Here is an 18,652-nt window from a genome sequence, read left to right on the forward strand (position 1 = left end):
TTTTAGAACTTTAGCTTTACTAGTAAAACCAGTTGATCCGGTTTGCATTGGTTTACAGAATAGTCGCCTTACCCTTATCCTTCACATCAATCCTTGACGCCAGCGTCAAGCCCGCACTTTACTGGGAGCTACCCGGAACTTCTTTTTGAAGGCCGTACTGAAGTGCTGCAGGGAAGAATAGCCCAGCGTAAAGGCAATTTCCCCGGCGGTTCGCTTATTCTCCAGCAATTCGGTTTTTGCCAGTTCCAGGCGCTGGTCTGACAAATAGCCAAAGACGCTCGTGCCGAATACTTCTTTAAAACCCCGCTTCAACTTGTATTCGTTGATACCGGCTTCCCGGGCCAGTTGCGACAGACTGGGTGGACTGGCTAGGTGCCGGGTCAGGTAGTCGCGGGCAAACCAGAGCCGCTCCTTGTCCGACGCGGTTTTGATATAACCGCCCGCCGGTGGTGGCGTCTGGCTCGCGGCTTCGGCCTGCATCACCAGCAGTTCCAGGGTTTTAGCCTGCAAAAAAAGCTTCTTTAAACCACCCTCGTAAGGGCATTGAATGATCGCCGTGACGGCTTGCCGCATACCGGTCGTCAGGTAAAGGGTCGTCGGCGACAGGGCGACCGGTTTTTGCAGGACCACCTGATCGGCAAAGCGTTTTAATCCGTCATTGGCCTCTCGGGACAGACCGAGAAAGGTATCGAGGGAGAACTGAATCATGAAGGTCGTCAATCCGTCGTTTTCACTCTGGAGCATTCCCTCGTTTACCGGTGAATAGAACAGGTTGTGTTGGTGCGGGCCCAGTTCAAAGGCCCTTTCTTTCAGGATGCGCCGGGTCGTGGTTTTTCCCTGCAGGTTGATATACAGGGTGATGACATCGGTAGGCGACTCCATCGCCCAGTCCAGCTGGACCCGCTGGTTAACCCGCCAGTCTGAATAGCCAACGCGCAGGCCCCCCACATACCATTCGCGGGAGTGAACGTCGGCAAATGGAAACTGAAGCGTCTGCGTGGTTTCCAGGACGTCGTCCGTGCTGAGTTTTCCATCGAAGAACTGCCGGGAAAGCGGGGTGAGAAGATCGGTTTCGGTTGACATGGTCAATACGCTGCTTTCGTTTTCTGGTTTGTTTACCGATGACACCCACCGGGTCATTGCCCCCTATGTCCATCCCGAAACTCCCGAATTTATAAGTTTTGACTCCGTTTGGTGTAACGTCTGCCGTTGCCTTGTGCCCTTGTTTTGTGAGCGAATTGAATCAACCATCAAGCAACATGAAGCGGATCGTTTTTTTACTCCTTTTGGCAGCGGCCCTGCTGGTTTCATACCGAAGCCGCGCGCAAACAACCGGCCAAACCATCAAAGGGCTTGTGTTCGACCGGCAATCCCAGGCTCCCCTGCCGGGCGTCAATCTGATTGTGGTCGGCTTATCTCCCCAGAAAGGGGCCACGTCGGACGGCGAAGGGCACGTTCGAATCACGGACGTCACGCCGGGCCGGTATGACCTGAAAGCATCCGGGGTGGGCTACAAAGAACTCCTCCTGCCGAACGTGCTGGTGACGGCCGGCAAACAAGTCGTTCTCGAAATCGGGTTGGAAGAATACGCCGGCGCCCTGCAGGAAGTGGTGGTTCGGGGTACCAGGAAAAACGCAACGGCCAATGAAATGACCACCGTCAGCGGCCGCTCCTTTTCCATGGAAGAAGCCAGCCGGTACGCTGGCGGACGCGCGGACCCCGCCCGGCTCGTGGCGAATTTCGCGGGCGTAAGTGCGCCCAACGATTACCGAAATGACATCATCGTGCGGGGGAACTCACCAACCGGGGTTTTGTGGCGGATCGAGGGCCTGAACGTTCCCAGCCCCAACCATTTTGCAACCCTGTCGGCCACTGGTGCGCCTGTTACGCTGCTGAATACGAACGTGTTGCGTAGTTCCGACTTCTTTACGTCCGCATTCCCGGCCGAATACGGGAATGCCACTGCGGGCGTTTTTGATGTTGGACTCCGGAACGGGACGACCGACAAACCGGAACACACGCTCCAGTTTGGCCTTTTTACCGGACTGGAAGCCGTCTCGGAAGGACCTCTGCGAAAAGGCGGCAACGCATCGTATCTGGTGGCCTACCGGTATTCATTCACGGGGCTGGCCAAAGAACTCGGAATTCCCATCGGCTCCACGGCCATTCCTCATTACCAGGATGTGTCTTTCAAGATCAACTCGGGCACGACGCGCGTTGGACGCTTTACGCTGTTTGGCGTTGGCGGCCTCAGTGATATTGCCATCAAACACGATGAGATTGATTCGTCGGACGTATTTGCCGATCCCCGACGGGATACCTATTCCCGGAGCAAGCTGGGGTTTGTGGGCCTGCGGCATACGCTCCGGCTCGGTAAGGATGCCTACTGGAACACGGTATTGGGCACAAGCTATTCGGGCAATGCCAGTCGGCAGGACACCCTTCAGGAACCGGCGACCGGCGTTCGCGTACGGGAGGTGAACAGCCGCGAAACCCGCTACTCCTTCCACACGGTTGTCAATGCCAAGCTAAATGCCCGTTTCACCGCCCGGGCGGGCCTGCAGGGAGAGTTCTACCAACTGAATTTGTTGCTGCGGGACCGCGAATATACGCCCGATTGGAATTACGTGTGGGACAGCAAACGCAACACGCAGCTCTGGTCGGCTTATCTACAGGCCCGTTACAGCCTGACCGGCCGCCTGACCCTGAACGCCGGGGTTCGCACGCAGCACCTGACGTTGAATCAGCATACCTCTCTGGAACCCCGGCTTGGCTTGCAGTATCAGATCAATGAACGCTCGTCGCTGAGCGCGGCCTACGGGTACCACAGCCAGATGCAACCCCTGAACGTTTATTTCTACCGCGGGCTGCTGCCCGATGGGCAATACGACGAATCGAATCAGCAACTCGATTTTACGACGAGTCAGCATTGGGTGCTGGGGTATGATCTGCTGCCCTTCGAGAATTGGCGTATTAAACTGGAAGCGTACTACCAGCGACTCAGCCAGGTGCCGGTAACCAGACAAAGGAGCAGCTTCTCGCTATTGAACGAAGGAGCGTCTTACCAGCAAACCGAACAGGGTTTTCTCATCAACCACGGCACAGGGACGAATCGGGGTGTCGAACTGACGGTCGAAAAGTTTTTCTCGCGGGGTTTTTATGGACTCCTGACGGGCTCGGTTTACCAGTCGACCTACCAGGGCAGCGATCAGATCAGGCGCAGTACGGCTTTTGACGGCCGGTTTGTGTATAATCTGTTGGTGGGGAAGGAGTTTAAGATAGGTCGTCTGAAGCAAAATGCCCTCACGGTCGATTACAAGGTAACGCATGCCGGTGGCCGTCCCTACACTCCCGTGGATCTGGCGGCTTCCCAACGGGCGGGGAAGGAAGTGCTGCTGGGTGATTCGGATGCGTTCAGCCAGCGGCTTCCGGATTTTTTCCGGATGGATATCAAGGTTGGCGTCACGTTCAATAGCAAACAAAAAAAGCGGACGCACGCCATTTATTACGATCTGCAGAATGTAACGAACAACCAAAATGTGTTCGCCCGGCAGTACAACAAAGTGACCCGCCAGGTGAATACCGCCTACCAGATTGGCTTCATCCCAAATTTTGTATACAAGCTTCAATTCTAACCGCAAACGATCATGGTCCGTTCTGAATTTTTCCCGGCCGGGTCTTCCCGGCACCTGGTTTCCTTTTCCTCAACCGTTCTTTTTCATTCCGTCCACTGGACGATTCTCATTCTCCTGTCCCGGCTTTTTACCAGACTAATCGCCAGCCTCGGACAAGCGCGCTGGGCCAGCATGATTGCCGTGGGGCTGCTTACGAGCACCTGGACAACGGTTTATGCCCAGCCGGTCCCGGTGAATACGCTCGATGTATCGGCGGTCTATGTGCCTTCTACGGGGTACCTGCAGACGAAAGAAAACACGGCCCGGCACCCCAAAACCGCCTTTCAACGGTTGAGCCTCGGCTACGGTTTTTCGATAGCGGCCCGGGTCGATACCGCTACCAGAAGCGTTCGAAGCTGGACGGGAACCATCAGCGGTCACTACACCCACCTGGGTCAGAAGGGCAGCGACGATCCGCTGATCCCGGCCCGGTTGCTGTTTACCGAACTTGGCTTAACCCATTACCGGTCGGGACGAAATCGGTGGTCTACGCTCTACATCGTATCCGCGGGCCTGAACACGGATCTGCAACGCATCACGACCCATGATCTGTTTATCAACGGCGGTTTCATCCTGCTGAAAACCTACAGTCCGCAGTTTTCATTGGGCTTCGGTGGATTTATGTACAACGCCCTCAGTACTCCCATTCTCATGCCGGGTTTAGTGGTTCAGTGGCAAACCACGGGGAAGTTCAACGTGACGGTAAATCTGCCTACTGAAATCAGTGTCGGCTATAAAGCCAGTGCCAAAACGATGCTGAAACTAGCCTTCCGCCCCCGCAACATCAATTACGACGTAACAAACAAGGTCGATCCCGAAAAGCGCGCCCTGAGTTATTGGGAACTGCCCATTGGACTCGAAAGCCGGTGGCAAGGTAAGCGGTTCGATCTTACCGCAGCGGGGGGGCTTATGGCCTTGCGCAGCTTTCAATTTTACGAGCGCGGTATTTCCAACATGTTCAAGTCGGTGCCCGGCCATATGATGTCGGCCAACTTCTTTGTGCATGCAGGAGTTCGGTATCGGCTATCCGATCGCTGAAATCGGCTTGCATTCGACGGATTTTCATAGCTGCCGCTTTCAGCCCGATCCAGTTCTGGATCGGGCTGAAAGCGTGTCCGTTCTTTTATTTTTTCAATTCTTACTTGGATACCTCGCGATCCTTCAATTATCTTTGTGACTAAGATAATTAGAAACTAAGATATAAGATGAATGATGAACTCCTCAACCGGATACGGAAACTGAGTCAGCACTATGCCTACACCTCCATTCAGATGCACGAAGCCGTTGCCCGCAAGGCGGGGCTTTCGGGTACGGACCATAAATACCTGGGATTTTTAATGGAAAAAGGGCAGATGACAGCGGGCGAGCTTGCCACCCTGACGGGGCTGACGACCGGTGCCGTGACGGGTTTAATCGACCGGTTTGAAAAGAAAGACCTGGTGAAAAGACGATTTGCTCAGGACGACCGGCGGAAGGTGATCATCGAGCCTGATACAGATCGCATCATGGCACTCCTGGTGCCGCTCTACAAAGAATTCCGAAGCAAGTCGGAACAGCTGATGGCTTCCTTTTCGGACCAGGAAAGCGAAGTGATTGAAGCCTACTTTTTAAAAGCGATCGACATCATGAAGGAGACAACCGATCAACTCAACGACCACAAACTTTAAAATGGAAGACAGTAGTTTCTATATTCTTGATTTTCAGGAAATTGATACGACCAAAACCGCACGGGTCGGAGGAAAAGCCGCCAACCTCGGGGAACTGACCCGGCTTGATGGAATCCACGTACCGGATGGGTTTTGCATTTCAACGGAAGCTTTTAACCGCATTCTGGGAGAAACGCCGTCGATCAGCGAATTGCTGGATCAGTTGTCGCTTTTGCGGGTGGAAGACCGGGAGAAAATCGGCGTCCTGAGTGGTGAAATCCGCCGGGCCATCGAAGCCATCCCCATGCCGCAGGACATTCAGTCAGCCATCACCCGCCACCTCTCGAAGTTCGGCGAAGATGCCGCCTATGCCGTACGGTCCAGCGCCACCGCCGAGGATTTACCGACGGCATCCTTTGCCGGTCAGCAGGATACGTATTTGAATTGCATTGGGAAAGACGCCATTCTGAAACACATCAGCCAATGCTGGGCCTCGCTGTTCACCGAGCGGGCCGTCCTGTATCGCCTTCAACAGGGCTTCGACCACCGGCATGTCCAACTGGCGGTGGTGGTTCAGAAAATGGTGTTTCCGCAGGTGGCCGGGATTCTATTTACGGCCGACCCCGTCACGTCCAACCGGAACGTGGTTTCCATCGATGCCAGCTTCGGCTTGGGCGAGGCACTGGTTTCGGGCCGGGTGAATGCCGATACGTATAAAGTTCGCGCGGGCCGGATTGTTGACCGGAAAATTCCCACCAAAAAGCGGGCAATCTATGTCGTAGCAGCAGGCGGCACGAAAGAACAGGAGCTAAGGCCGGAAGTACAGAACCGGCAAGCACTGACCGACGAGCAGATTTTACAGCTTGCGCACATCGGCCGGGCGATCGAAGCCCATTTTGGCAACCCGCAGGACATTGAATGGTGTTTGGCAGACGGTATTTTTAATGTGGTTCAGAGCCGGCCCATCACGACCTTGTACCCGATCCCGGAAGCGGATGACCCCGAAACGAAGCACGTCTACATTTCGGTTGGTCACCAGCAGATGATGACGGATGCCATGAAACCGCTGGGCCTGTCGATGTGGCAGTTTATGGCGAGTGCGCCCATGCGATCCGCCGGTGGTCGCTTGTTTGTGGATGTGGCCCCGATGCTGGCTTCACCGGCGGGTCGGGAAAACATTCTGAATGTACTGGGAAAATTTGATCCGCTCGTCAAAGACGCCCTGACGACCATCGTGGAACGGGGCGATTTTGACGAAACCGGATCCGACAAAGAAACCGGTACAAGCAATCCGGCGGCATCGCTTCGGGATTATCAAACGCTGAAAGACTATGAGCCGGCGATTGTTTTTGACTTGATCCAGCGTAGTGAAACCGCCCTGCCGGCCTTGAAACAAGCGATCCTGACCAAATCGGGGCCGGATTTAATTGATTTTATCCGGGAGGCTATTGGGGAAATAAAGAGCAGCATACCGCAAAGTATGGGAGTGATCATGACGGCGATGAATGCTGCGTCGTGGATCAATGAGAATATAGGGGCGTGGCTGGGCGAAAAAAACGTGGCCGACACCCTGTCTCAATCGGTCGAAAACAACATTACGTCGGAAATGGGTCTGGCGCTATTGGACGTCGCCGATGTGATCCGCCCGTATCCGGAAGTCATTGCGTATTTACAACGCGAAAAGTCCGGTAATTTTCTGGAGGAGCTGATTTCGTTGGAAGGGGGAAAGGAAACGCAGGAAGCGATCCTGGCTTTTCTGGAAAAATACGGCATGCGATGTGCCGGGGAAATCGATATTACCAGAACCCGCTGGAGCGAAAAACCGGCGACACTGATCCCCGTCATTCTTACGAACCTCAAACACTTTGAGCCGGGTGAGGGCAAGCGGAAATTTGAGCAGGGGCGGCAGGAAGCGATGAAAAAAGAACGGGAGTTGCTGGAACGGTTGACCCACTTACCGGATGGAGAACAAAAAGCCCGCGAGACGAAGCGAATGATCGACCTGGTCCGCAACCTGAGTGGCTACCGGGAATACCCCAAATACAGCATCGTGAGCCGCTACTTCGTTTTCAAACAGGCCATTCTTCGGGAAGCCGAACGCCTTGTGCAAGCGGGTGTCCTGTCTGAAAAGGAGGACGTGTATTACCTCACGTTCGACGAACTGGGTGATGTGTTGCGCACGCATCAAGTCGATCACGGCATCATCAACCAACGCAAAGAAGAATACAAACACTACGAAAAACGAAAACCGCCCCGGGTGATCACGTCGGAGGGGGAGGTAATTACCGGTCAGTATAAACGCGAAAACCTTCCGGCCGACGCCATTGTGGGGCTGGCGGTTTCGTCGGGCGTGATCGAGGGGCGGGCCCGGGTCATCCTGAGCATGGAGGAAGCCGATCTGGAAGAAGGCGATATCCTGGTCACTGCCTTTACAGACCCCAGCTGGACACCCTTGTTTGTCGCCATCAAAGGCCTGGTTACCGAAGTGGGCGGCCTGATGACCCACGGAGCCGTGATCGCCCGGGAATACGGTTTGCCCGCCGTGGTCGGGGTAGACCAGGCGACCCGGCTGATTAAAGACGGGCAGCGTATCCGGGTGAACGGGACGGATGGGTATATTGAAATCCTGTGAGGGGCTTTATGACTCATCAGGGTCCGGTTTTCAAACGGACAAGTCGATTGGTGTTTACAGCCTGGGAAGCCACATCCCCATCGTAGCCCCCGCAATCCCGATGCCCGTGATGAGGGTACACAGAAACAGAAGGGCCGCCGTGACGAGACTGAGGGCTTTGTTCTGTTTTGTCCGGGCAAAAAAATACAGTTCCAGCAGAATCAGTGAAAACGGAATGGCGTATGTGAAGATCGAAAGGGCGGTGAGAAAAGGGCCGGTGAAGGTTTCGGGATCAAAGCCGGCCGGTCTGCCGTTGATCAGCAACCAGCCCATCAGACCCACTCTGAAAAACCAGACACCGTTGACCACCATGAATAGCCGCAGCGCCCAGGCGCGGTGTCGGGCCACCTGGCGGGCTCTGGCGGAGCGGATGGTGAGCAGGGCAAACGAAATGATGTAGAGAGCCTGGATGCTGATGCTGATTTGCTGCGTGGTGTCACCGATCGTTCCGCGGGTCCAGGTCATGATCAACCCCGCCGTGCTGACCACGATGGCCGTGGTGACGTAGAGCCGGCCGAGCCAGCGGTGAAACCGGGGAACGTGTCGGCGGACTGCCGGAATAAGCTGGAGGGGACCACCCATCACCAGAATGGCGGCCAGGAGGATGTGCAGGCTCACGATGGTATTTCCTTTCCAGTCGCCTTCGACGTAGCCGTGGGGCAGAACGTTGTTCCAGCGTTCAAAATCGCCGGTCAGGGCGGATTTTCCGTAGAACAACAGGATATAGAGGCCAAACAGCCATTGGCCCACTGTCGCCACGACCAGCCAGGCGGTTGCGGCAAAAGTCAGGATTCGGGTTGCATACGGGATGTTTACCTTTTCGGGCGGAAAGAGTGTAGTCGAAGTCGTCATCGCGGGAAAGCCGTTTAGTTTTCCATAAACTTAAGGCCAGCCTGTTTTTCGCTGATTAGACAAATGTCCAATCCGGATGAGCGGTTTTATGCTGGTGTGGGCGTCAGGACTTAAAGCCGCCCCGGAGCCGACTCAGGTGACGTTGGGTGATGCCCAGATAAGACGCCACGTACCGCAAAGGGACGTGATGGATGATGGTCGGTTTCTCCCGGAGGAATTTGCGGTACCGGTCTTCGGCCGTCAGCGTGGTCAGGTCGTTGATCCGCATTTTTTCGGCTTCCAGGTGTTTCTGCAAAATCTGAATCGTGTAATCTTTCTGGGTACTACTGCGTTGGGCCCCAACCTCCACGTCATCCCGGCTAATGCGAAGAAGTTCGCAATCCGTAATGCAGTGCAGGTTTTCATTGGACACCGTGCGGTTCATAAAATGGAAATACGACGTAAAAAACCGGGACCCGTCATTGAGGTCGGTCGTAATTTCTTGGTCGTCCGGGCCCAGATGAAAGTTTCGCATGTACCCCGAAACAATAAAGTTATGGTATTGCGGTACGTGGCCCGCCGGTTCGATAATGGTGTCTCTGGGCACAAAAACCGGCTTGAATAAGTCACGAATTGACCGCTTGTCGGCTTCGGGCAAAATCAGAATCTCGGCGACATAGCTGAAAAACCGCTCGTAATACTGTTCCATGCCGAAGGGGAATTGCTGAAGATCATAAAGATAACTCATTGGTGGCAATGGGCCTAGTGTTTCCAACCCCCAGCCGCAACGGCGGGTCCTGTCTAAAACCCTCAAACGTCATGAAAACTAGTTTGCTTTGTTTTTTAGTACTGGTCAGTTTCGTGGGCTGTGATAAAACGGATGTGAATGCCAGGGCGAAATGTACAGATTACCTTACGAATGTTCTACGTGCTAAAAACCAGCTTCGGGGCGAATGGAAATTAACGACGGTTTACGCCATGATCCCGAATCCAATCGTTCCGGATGTAAAACTGGTGGTTGATAAAACCTATATCACCGTTTGGGAAACCGGTCGACAGACCGATCAGTACCGGTATACGATCGAAAAAACGCCCTTCAAAACCCTGCAACTCAAAACCGATTCGCATCCCCAGACCACCTGGTGGTCTGTTTATAATCCAGCCATGCGGCTTTGCCAAAACCGGCTGGTTCTGGATACCGGGATGGCAAGTGACAATCCGGGCTACGAATTTGAACGCATTCGGTGACGGCAATCCTTCTTAAGCGTCAGCTGATGTAAAGCCGGAAACCGGTTTGCCCCGAAGTGGTGGCTCCGAACCGTACGGACCCGATCAAACCACCGTTTGTTTTGATCCTTTTGGGGCGAATGTCAAGAGGTGGAGAAATCGCTTTCGGCAACCGGTGCAGAGGTAAGCGCGGGTGTCTAAAAAGAACAGACCGACTCGAACCCACAATGAACGGTTAATGCGTTCCAGTGCATGCTTTCGGCCGCAATAAGGGCACTGATTGTCTTTCAGGGTAAATTTTAAGGGGAGCATAGGAATTGTTACGTTGGTTGAGCAATATCCTATTTATTAGTATGAAATCCACTATAAAAAACATCAACAACACTAAATCGTGCATGAACGTTAAAAAATGGTAAGTGGCCTTTCCAAAACAAACCCGGCTCAGGGAGCCGGGCTGTAAGAAACTATCTCTGTCCTACCTAAACATGTTGCCATGGTAGATAAGAATTAGTCGAGAGCAAAATAAATACCAATGTTACCGAATCAATATTATTGGATACATTTTCATTTAATCCTTATAAAATAACCGGTTTGATTCCTGTCGACTGCCATTCTGTCCATCCCATCTTTAATTCGTGCGCGTTTTTCCTCCGTGCCTGATGAATAGCTAACGTAGATCTCCTCTTGTAGAAAGACTTCTGAATGCTTCGTGCCGGGCTGCTGCCTCCTGGTTCCTGAATACCCAGTCAAAGTCCGATCGGTCGCCAGCGGTAACAGCCCCATTCGCTTCCGGTGCATCGCTAAAAGGGACTTACAATCTGATTCTCAACCCGGGAAATAGTGTCCAAAAGGCCGGTAAAGTGTATTGTCTGTCCGAGTCCCCGGATTCGGCATCCGTTTACAAAACCCATCAGGAAGCGCACGGATTGGTTCCGGATTTGGTACAGCCCGTTAGTACGGGACACGAAGCGGCAACCGGTGTGAACCCCACCCTGTTTCTCGACATTCATCAACTTGGGCCCGGGAATGTCACCGCAAAAGCGGTGGCGGAGGCTCATGCCAAGGACCTGGCGGCTCAGGGCAAGTATGGTGTCAATTTTATTAATTACTGGGTCGATGAAAAATCAGGCGTTGTGATGTGTCTTTCGGAGGCAAAAGATGCCAAATCGGTGATCGATACGCACAAGGAAGCGCACGGCTTGATCCCGGTCGAGGTTCACCCGGTGAAGCAGGGCCAGTAGGAACCGGCTGATCGTCAAACGCCACGAGGTCGACATCCAGTGTCGACCTCGTGGCGTTTGGCGGTTTTATAACGTCCTGATTACTGCGCGACAATAGTCGGCAGGGCTGCTTCGAAGCGGGCGGTAAACTCCTGGCTGGTCAGAATATGCCCCTGTTTCTGCGCATCATTGGCCAGATTATACCCCCATTCTGCGGCTGCCAGCCGTTGTGTAGGCGTCCCGTGGTGGCCATCGCTGGTAAATCCGCAATCGCCAATATTAAAAAATACCTGAAAGAATTTTTGAACTCTTTTCCATTGCATGGAAGCTCCACGGGCATGGGAGAGGTAATAGGCAGAATAGGCATCTGCCATCAATTCGGTTCTGCGAGTCGCTTCAGGGCTGGTTTCATCCCCAAACACGCCGAGTTGAAACTGAATTTGATGTCCGAATTCATGGGCCAGTATCGCCTGCGGAGCCACATCGCCGTAGCCAATGGCGGTAAACGCTTCCAGAATGCCATCCCCCATGATGATTTTGTCGGGAATTAGGCCAACCGGAGGAAAAGTAAAGGATTCCTGGGCAAAGGCATTGAAGGTAAAGATAGGATGGTCACCGTTCCGGTATTGGGGAAAATAATCCAGCAACGCGAGCACCAGGTCGGCATAAGCGGCCGCCAGGGGCGCACTCAACCCATAAACAGTTGTGTAGGTACGGATCAGTTTGGTCCGGTCACGCAGCATACTTCCGTGCATAGCCGCCAGCACCAGGTCATCGGATTCGATGTTCCAGAACCGCTTTAAATCTTTGAAGGTTTTTGTGACTTGATGGGTATATTCGCCGTTCACCCCAAAGGACTGGTTCGATGAACTGTTCTCGAAAACCAATGCATCGTAGGTGGGTAAATCCAGCATGGCGGTTTCGAGCGCATAGCCGATCACGTCACTGTTCCAGTCTGACAATTGCGTATCCAGCCATTGGTTCACTGGCGTATTGGCATCACAGGGCGTCGGTTCAATTACCTTCAAAACCCGGCTTATCAGGTCCCGGTATTCCGGATTGACTTTGGATGAAAGATTGGGTTTAGGTTGCAGTTTTCCTTGGTTTTCAGCCACTAATAAAGAATGTAACTGGTCAAGCCGGGCTTTTAATTCGGGCGAAAGTTCGGCTGATTGTCGGGCGGAAGAATTTGATGGATGCGGAGTAAGCGTACCATCGGTTGGAATGGCCTTTTCACAACTGGCAATCAGAAACACCGAAAAGGCAATGACAATGGTCAGAAATCTAAAGTTTTTCATGTTTGTTGAGTGTTTGAAACTGGAAATACGGATTTACCATTCAAGATAAGTTTATTAGAAAAGAAGGCGGATTTTTTGAAATATTCTTTTAAATAAACTTATCGTACGTTAGTTAATCTGTTAGTAAGGTATTAGCTAATAGATGATTATGCTAAAAATGAATTCTGCTAAAAGGGGTACAGTTTGGTAAGCCTGACAGCCCGTCCACCTGATCGATACCCAATCGAAGGAGCCTCAGTCAATTCGGATGAATTTTGAATACCGGTAGGATGCGGATCGCTCCGGGTTAATCTGAGAACGAATCCGGAGGGAAGCCGAATAGGGCTAAAGTCGGGATAGTCGTTGATTGATATAGTATCCTCAGTCGTAGTATAAAGTTGCTGTTTCGTGCAAATAAGGGGCCGCCTTCGTTGCTTGTTAGTCCTCTTTTACACCGATAAAAATTGATTTATCTGGGCCAAAAACAGGCTTTTTTTTATTTTATACTATTTAGTTATGCAAACATTTATCGTAGATTTGGGGCTACTCTTTTTATTTATTTCATCCTGTTCTCCCTTTTAATTACTATGAAAATGAAGCATTACCTGCTCATTACGACCCTGTTTATGGCGACGCTGTTGAGCTGTTCCAAATCCGATGATCCGGTAACACCGGATACGACCAACCTGCTGCTTCGCAAATGGACTTTCAGTGAGGTTAGTGTTAAAACCGACGCCAAAACCTACAAAATACCGGCTGACGGCGCCACTTTTTTTGGGGAAGATAATACCGTAACTTTCAATAAGGATAATACTTATTCCACCGTTGAGGCCGGTAAAACAGTAAATGCGGGTACATGGAAGTTGTCCAATAGCAATAAAACGTTGACATTGACCGATATTGACAAGATCACGACGGACATGACGGTCAATACCCTGACCAGTACAAACATCGAACTGGCCACCGCCAGTGTAAGTATGGCCAAAGCCAATCCCTCACCTGAAGAGCTGAATATTGCCTTTGTAGCCGGATTCCTACTGTATTCGACGGATAAAGCGTATGGAGGAACGGTTGACTTTACGAAAGAGCCAGAACCTAAATCGCTCCAGGTATTGCTTAAAGGCAAAGCGCTGTAAATCAGGAGCTATCCATGAGACAAGTATAAAAGGGGCGGATTGAAGAATCTGCCCCTTTTATGTTTAGAAGCTTCTGTTGATTGACCCGGAAGTCCGCCCTGTTTTTAAAGTGGACAATTCTCTCAGCGAAAAAGTACACCACCTGCTCAGAACAAATACGTAACCGTTGCGCCACGCTGGCCGGTGAGCGACAGATTGGGCCGAAACGACAGCTGACCCTTTTTTCGACTGATTTTGTGCAGTTCCGGAACTCCGATTCCGCAGGCCGCACCAACAAGAAAACCGGTCATCACGTCCGTTCGGAAGTGTTTTCCGGCATGCATCCGGTTTACACCAACCAGAATGGGCGGCACGGCGGCTACCGAAAAAATCGCAATCCGTTTCCAGCCTTTGATGCGGTAGTGGTCCGTCAAAACTTTGGCACCGAAGAACGTAGCGGTGGTGCTGAAGGAAACATGGCCGCTATAGAACGAATTGCTTTTGGCATTGCCCGTTTTGTCAGTTATCGAAACCGCCGGATTGTAGGTCAGTGGTCTGGCCCGGCGGATCGGGAAAGCAGTAGCGAAGTACAGTAGGTTGTTTACGGCGTGGGTCGTCGTGTAAATTGCCAGCAGGTCGAGCCCATTTTTTCGCAGGTCTTTGCTCAGCATCAGCAGAATGGGGCTGGCAATCGACAGGTTCAAAAACCGGTCCGACCGCTTCTGAGCACCCTCAAACCGGCTTGGGTCGAGGTAGGCGATTGGTCGGTCGAAAGCGTTAATTCGGGCCGGATTCAGCTTGGCAACGTCATCCGCGTTAAAGTTGGAATGGCGGTCGAGTGCCCGATAACCAAAAATAGAAGCCCCAAGTATTGCAAACGAGCCCGACAGTTCGTAGGCTCGATAAACCCGGTATGGCGAGCGGCTGACACTGTCTGGCTGTCCGAAAGCAACCAGGTAGTGAGTCAACCACAAAATCAGCGTCAGATAGATTTTCAAAGCATCAAATCGGGTTACGGGATAACAAGTATATCATTTTTTGAGAAATAGAACGGTAATCGCTACCGTCAGAACCGGTAAAATTAGCTTGCCCCGGCGCATCAACTCCGTTTTTTTGAAAATAAAATGTGCCGGGCGTCGATTTTTAGGCTATGATGCATTGGATCATGATGTCACGGAACGAATGAAAACCAAATGGTCGAGGAGGTTTTTTGTCAGCCAGTCCGCTCTAACCGGCCTGGCGGTATCTGCCGGAATTCCGTCCGGAAACCGGGTTGAGGATTTTGTAGAAAACCGGGCTCTGGAGAAGGATCTCATCTTTCTTTTTCAGGGCGACTCCATCACGGACGGAAACCGGGGGCGCAGCACGGACCCCAACCACATTATGGGACACGGCTACGCGTTTGCCATTGCCAGCCGCATTGGGGCCGATTTTCCGGATCGGAATTTCGCTTTCTATAACCGGGGCATCAGCGGCAACAAAGTAACCGATCTCCAGAAACGCTGGCAAACCGATACGCTGGACCTCAAACCCAACGTGTTGAGCATCCTGATTGGCATCAACGACACGGCGGCCAGCATCAATAAATCCGACGAAGCTATTCCGGTCGACGAGTTCGAATCCCGGTACCGCCAGTTGCTTACCGAAAGCAAAACTCAAAATCCGGATACACTTTTTGTGCTGGGGCTGCCCTTCGTGTATCCGGTTGGGAAGCGGCAGGAAAACTGGGAACTCTGGCGGGAGGGCACCCGACAACGAGCCGAGCGAGTTCGGAAACTGGCCACGGAATTTGACGCCGTACTGGTGGATTACCCTGCCGTCTTTGACAAGGCCATCCGAAAAACACCGGCCGATTATTGGATCTGGGACGGTATTCATCCCACCGTTGCCGCCCATGAACTGATGGCCCGGGAGTGGATTCAACGGGTTAGCTCGCGGCTTAAATTCCTGAAAAAGTACTAGTTACAACACGTAGTAGTCGTAGGGGGGCAGCTTTTCCGGTATTTCCTCATAATCCGTCATCGTCTTCAGATTGATCTCAATGGTGCGGGCCAGCGACGTCATCGGGGTGTCGGTGGGGGTGTTTGCAAACGGGTCCTGAAGTTGAATGGCACTTTTTTCAAGCAGCAGAAACGCGCAGGAAATCAGCGTCACCAGCGGCACATCCAGATAATACAGATCGGCTTCGAAACAGAGCGGTAAAACGGCCGCAAAGAGATAGATAAATACCTGCATGTTGAACGCATACGTGCGCGGGAATGGGGTATTTTTGATCCGTTCGCACCGCCCCATCGACTCTGTAAAGTTGTTTAGTGTGGTACTAAGCTGGACCATTTGATAATCCGACAGTTGTTTTTCCCGGTAAAGCTGGCCGATGGCTAATCCGTGGTCGAGCAGTAACGCGTTGGGGCGATTGTCGGTTGCCAGAATCGACTCAACCGTAGCCGGAGGCAGGAATTCCTGCAACCGCCGGTCCACTTCGTGACCCCGTAGTGAGTCGCCCAGCACAAAACACCAGGCACATTGCCGTTGCACGAACGAATGAAGCACAGCTTTGCGGTCTGGAACATCGGGCAGGAACATCAGGAGTTGCCGGACAAAACTACGGCTGTCATTGACGATGGCCCCCCAGATGGTGCGGGCTTCCCACCAGCGGTCGTAGGCCTGGTTGGTACGGAAGGCGAGCAGCAGTGAAATACAGGTACCCAGCAAGGTCGGAATGGCGATCGGAATCGTCAGATACCGGAGTTTAAAGTAGTATTTGGCCAGAACAACCACATTGGCAAACAGGAACACCAGCAGAGCCTCCCGGCGAATTCTTCGAATTAAAAAAGTAAACGGAATCGGTTTGTCAAGTAACATACGGTTTTGGTTGGCGCAAGTCGCCCGGTTTTTTAGCGGAGTACGGTTATTTTAACGGATTGGGGATCCAAAAACAAAGCCAGACGACGGAAGTCACCTGGCTTTTTGATCGCTTGCTAAACGGTTATTTTTTCAATCAGGTACTTTTCACAGTATCCCCGGTTAGCAGCGATTTACGTTTATAAAACCAGCCCTGAAACGAATTGTTTTTGAAGAGGACAAAAAAAACTTTTTTTCGATAAAAGGCTTCCCTCTTTCTGGAATAAAAAGGTTGCAACCGGCCAGCAGTGGCTCAAATGATACGCTTCAAAACCGCTGGGGCCGGTTTGTGGTTAAATCAATATGACACTGACGCCAAGCAACATGGGCTATGCCTGCATTAATCTGAGCTTGCAGGCCCGCAACATCACCTCGAATCGGGGCATGATTAAAAAGACGTTTGCCGAAAAGGGGCTGGCCTATGCATCCGAACTGGCGCTTAAAAATGTCCGGGATTTACTGACCATTGTCGACTGGAATATCGAGCACGGGTTTCGGCTTTTTCGCGTTTCGTCGGATCTTTTTCCCTGGGCGTCCGAATACCGGATGGCCGATCTGCCCGATTTTGTGACCATTCGGGCAACGCTGGAGGAAATCGGCAGCCGTCCCATCCGCCTGACCATGCACCCCGGTCCGTTTAATCACCTGGCCGGAGAGGGAAAGGTGCTCGACAACACCATCAAAGATCTGGAATATCAGTCCGAACTCTTCGATCTGATGGGGTTGAAGCCCTCACACTGGAACAAGATCAATATTCATGTGGGCGGGACGTACGGCGATAAAAAGGCGACGCTGGCCCGGTTTGCCCAGAACTTTCGGTTCCTGTCCGAAAACCTGCGCGCCCGCCTGACGGTTGAAAATGACGACCGCCCGAGTCTGTATACCGTGGCTGATCTGGTGGGGTTGCATCAAGCCATCGGCATTCCGATTGTATTCGACTACTTTCACCATTCGCTCAATCCCGGCCACCAGACCGAGGAGGAGGCTTTTCTGACGGCTTATGCTACCTGGGATGTTCGACCGGTTTTTCATTACTCCGATTCGCGCCAGGCGCATGAAGATCCCCGCGCCCGACGCGAAGCCCACGCCGACTGGTTGTATTCGTCCGTGAACACGTATGGAAAAGATGTCGACATCGTTTTTGAATCAAAAATGAAAGAACTTTCAGTGCTGCGGTTGCGGGGGGAGGAGCCGGAACTTCCGCCCGCCGTTCAAAAACTGATGAAGCAGCAAGCCTGATTGCGAAAAGGCTTCTTACTCTTCCCGCAGCATGGCAATTCCTTTCATCAGTGCCATAAATGCCAGGTAAGTGAACAAAATGACGCTGCCGATTTTGGCCACAACCGCCATCCACCCATAGTCGTCGATCACCCGCATGGCTTCCTGGTTGGCGTAGACCTGAACCGCCATGTAAACGAATGAGAAAGAGAGAAGAATCAAACCGATTCCGGCCAGTTTTTTCATGATCTGCGGGATTGAGTTCGTCTCCAAGATAGTCGTTTCTACCGAATTTTGGACAATCCGGCAGCAGGGTTTGGGGCAAAACCAAAGCTGATCCAACGGAGCTGTCTGTGACAGCTGGTGATTTGATAAACCGCCATTTGTTTAAGTGAAACAAATTGACTATCTTATACATAGGTCGGAAACAACCGGCCCAACTGATCGATATGGAGACTTTAGAAATGGGTTTGTCAAAATTTAAGATGTCCTTCAAGGTGTTGGACGCTTCCCCGGCGCTTTTATCCTGGGATGAAAAATTTGCGCGGGATGATGAGGATCGGTTCATTAGAGTTGTCGATAAAATCGTAAAGTATGCGCTCCGAAAAGGAGATACCAGCCGAAAATTTACCTACGAGAGTGCCGTTGGCAATGCGCGGCTTTACATAAAATTCGTAGACAGCGACCGTATCTGGTTTCACGAACTCCTGAAGAAGTACCTGGCCGAAACCGTGGCGGTGTAAGCATCGCTTTCTTTCTGAAATTTCCGATTTCCCGCACATCCGAAAACACTCACCTTAAAGGCGCGGGCATTTAAAGAGGTTCCTTACCGTAAAAACTGGCCGGATTTTCACTTTTTTTCATCCATTGTA

Annotated in this window: 17 protein-coding genes; 10 read left to right on the forward strand and 7 right to left on the reverse strand. The window is 52.1% G+C overall.

Features of this window, described 5'->3' with window-relative positions:
- Window positions 1-105 precede the first annotated feature (105 nt).
- Window positions 106-1,083 (reverse strand): helix-turn-helix transcriptional regulator, encoded by a 978-nt coding sequence (locus tag EHT87_RS01095; RefSeq protein WP_185716114.1) that lies wholly within the window; start codon window positions 1,081-1,083, stop codon window positions 106-108.
- Between the two features lie 176 nt (window positions 1,084-1,259).
- Between EHT87_RS01095 and EHT87_RS01100 the strand changes: the two genes are divergently transcribed.
- From EHT87_RS01100 to ppsA, 4 genes are all read left to right on the forward strand, one after another.
- Complete coding sequence (locus EHT87_RS01100; protein ID WP_124903000.1) at window positions 1,260-3,635, forward strand: TonB-dependent receptor; 2,376 nt, start codon at window positions 1,260-1,262, stop codon at window positions 3,633-3,635.
- 12 nt (window positions 3,636-3,647) lie between these two features.
- Complete coding sequence (locus EHT87_RS01105; protein WP_124903002.1) at window positions 3,648-4,712, forward strand: DUF6268 family outer membrane beta-barrel protein; 1,065 nt, start codon at window positions 3,648-3,650, stop codon at window positions 4,710-4,712.
- Window positions 4,713-4,879: 167 nt separating this feature from the next.
- Complete coding sequence (locus tag EHT87_RS01110) at window positions 4,880-5,341, forward strand: MarR family winged helix-turn-helix transcriptional regulator (RefSeq protein ID WP_124903004.1); 462 nt, start codon at window positions 4,880-4,882, stop codon at window positions 5,339-5,341.
- Between the two features lies 1 nt (window position 5,342).
- Window positions 5,343-7,952: a phosphoenolpyruvate synthase gene (ppsA, locus tag EHT87_RS01115; protein ID WP_124903006.1), complete on the forward strand. Its 2,610-nt coding sequence runs from the start codon at window positions 5,343-5,345 to the stop codon at window positions 7,950-7,952.
- A 54-nt stretch (window positions 7,953-8,006) separates the two neighbouring features.
- Here the strand turns inward: ppsA and EHT87_RS01120 are convergent, their stop codons facing one another.
- Window positions 8,007-8,843, reverse strand: a complete 837-nt coding sequence (locus EHT87_RS01120) for a DUF2306 domain-containing protein (RefSeq protein ID WP_124903008.1) — start codon at window positions 8,841-8,843, stop codon at window positions 8,007-8,009.
- Window positions 8,844-8,946: 103 nt separating this feature from the next.
- On the reverse strand, window positions 8,947-9,570 hold the full coding sequence (locus tag EHT87_RS01125) for a Crp/Fnr family transcriptional regulator (RefSeq protein ID WP_229320776.1): 624 nt from the start codon (window positions 9,568-9,570) through the stop codon (window positions 8,947-8,949).
- Between the two features lie 71 nt (window positions 9,571-9,641).
- Between EHT87_RS01125 and EHT87_RS01130 the strand changes: the two genes are divergently transcribed.
- Entirely contained in the window at window positions 9,642-10,070 is a 429-nt protein-coding gene (locus EHT87_RS01130) for a hypothetical protein (RefSeq protein ID WP_124903010.1), read from the forward strand.
- Window positions 10,071-10,909: 839 nt separating this feature from the next.
- Entirely contained in the window at window positions 10,910-11,290 is a 381-nt protein-coding gene (locus EHT87_RS01135; RefSeq protein WP_221621970.1) for a DUF4242 domain-containing protein, read from the forward strand.
- Window positions 11,291-11,370: 80 nt separating this feature from the next.
- On the opposite strand, the gene EHT87_RS01140 is transcribed toward EHT87_RS01135, so the two are convergent.
- Window positions 11,371-12,567: a hypothetical protein gene (locus tag EHT87_RS01140; RefSeq protein ID WP_124903012.1), complete on the reverse strand. Its 1,197-nt coding sequence runs from the start codon at window positions 12,565-12,567 to the stop codon at window positions 11,371-11,373.
- A 572-nt stretch (window positions 12,568-13,139) separates the two neighbouring features.
- Here EHT87_RS01140 and EHT87_RS01145 point away from each other — a divergent pair.
- A complete protein-coding gene (locus EHT87_RS01145; protein ID WP_185716115.1) occupies window positions 13,140-13,682 on the forward strand; it encodes a lipocalin family protein in 543 nt (180 codons plus the stop codon).
- 146 nt (window positions 13,683-13,828) lie between these two features.
- Here the strand turns inward: EHT87_RS01145 and EHT87_RS01150 are convergent, their stop codons facing one another.
- A complete protein-coding gene (locus tag EHT87_RS01150; protein WP_124903016.1) occupies window positions 13,829-14,659 on the reverse strand; it encodes a phosphatase PAP2 family protein in 831 nt (276 codons plus the stop codon).
- A 184-nt stretch (window positions 14,660-14,843) separates the two neighbouring features.
- On the opposite strand from EHT87_RS01150, the gene EHT87_RS01155 reads away from it, so the two are divergent.
- Window positions 14,844-15,623 carry an SGNH/GDSL hydrolase family protein gene (locus EHT87_RS01155; protein ID WP_124903018.1) on the forward strand — a complete coding sequence of 260 codons (780 nt, stop codon included), beginning with the start codon at window positions 14,844-14,846 and terminating at the stop codon, window positions 15,621-15,623.
- On the opposite strand, the gene EHT87_RS01160 is transcribed toward EHT87_RS01155, so the two are convergent.
- A complete protein-coding gene (locus tag EHT87_RS01160; protein ID WP_124903020.1) occupies window positions 15,624-16,523 on the reverse strand; it encodes a bestrophin family protein in 900 nt (299 codons plus the stop codon).
- A 342-nt stretch (window positions 16,524-16,865) separates the two neighbouring features.
- Here EHT87_RS01160 and uvsE point away from each other — a divergent pair, with 342 nt between their 5' ends.
- Window positions 16,866-17,801 (forward strand): UV DNA damage repair endonuclease UvsE, encoded by a 936-nt coding sequence (uvsE, locus tag EHT87_RS01165; RefSeq protein ID WP_124903022.1) that lies wholly within the window; start codon window positions 16,866-16,868, stop codon window positions 17,799-17,801.
- A gap of 15 nt (window positions 17,802-17,816) precedes the next feature.
- Here the strand turns inward: uvsE and EHT87_RS01170 are convergent, their stop codons facing one another.
- Entirely contained in the window at window positions 17,817-18,026 is a 210-nt protein-coding gene (locus EHT87_RS01170) for a hypothetical protein (RefSeq protein WP_124903024.1), read from the reverse strand.
- Between the two features lie 203 nt (window positions 18,027-18,229).
- Here EHT87_RS01170 and EHT87_RS01175 point away from each other — a divergent pair, with 203 nt between their 5' ends.
- Window positions 18,230-18,523: a hypothetical protein gene (locus EHT87_RS01175; protein WP_124903026.1), complete on the forward strand. Its 294-nt coding sequence runs from the start codon at window positions 18,230-18,232 to the stop codon at window positions 18,521-18,523.
- Window positions 18,524-18,652 lie beyond the last annotated feature (129 nt).

It is taken from the genome of Larkinella knui (genome assembly GCF_003858645.1).
Lineage (GTDB): Bacteria > Bacteroidota > Bacteroidia > Cytophagales > Spirosomataceae > Larkinella > Larkinella knui.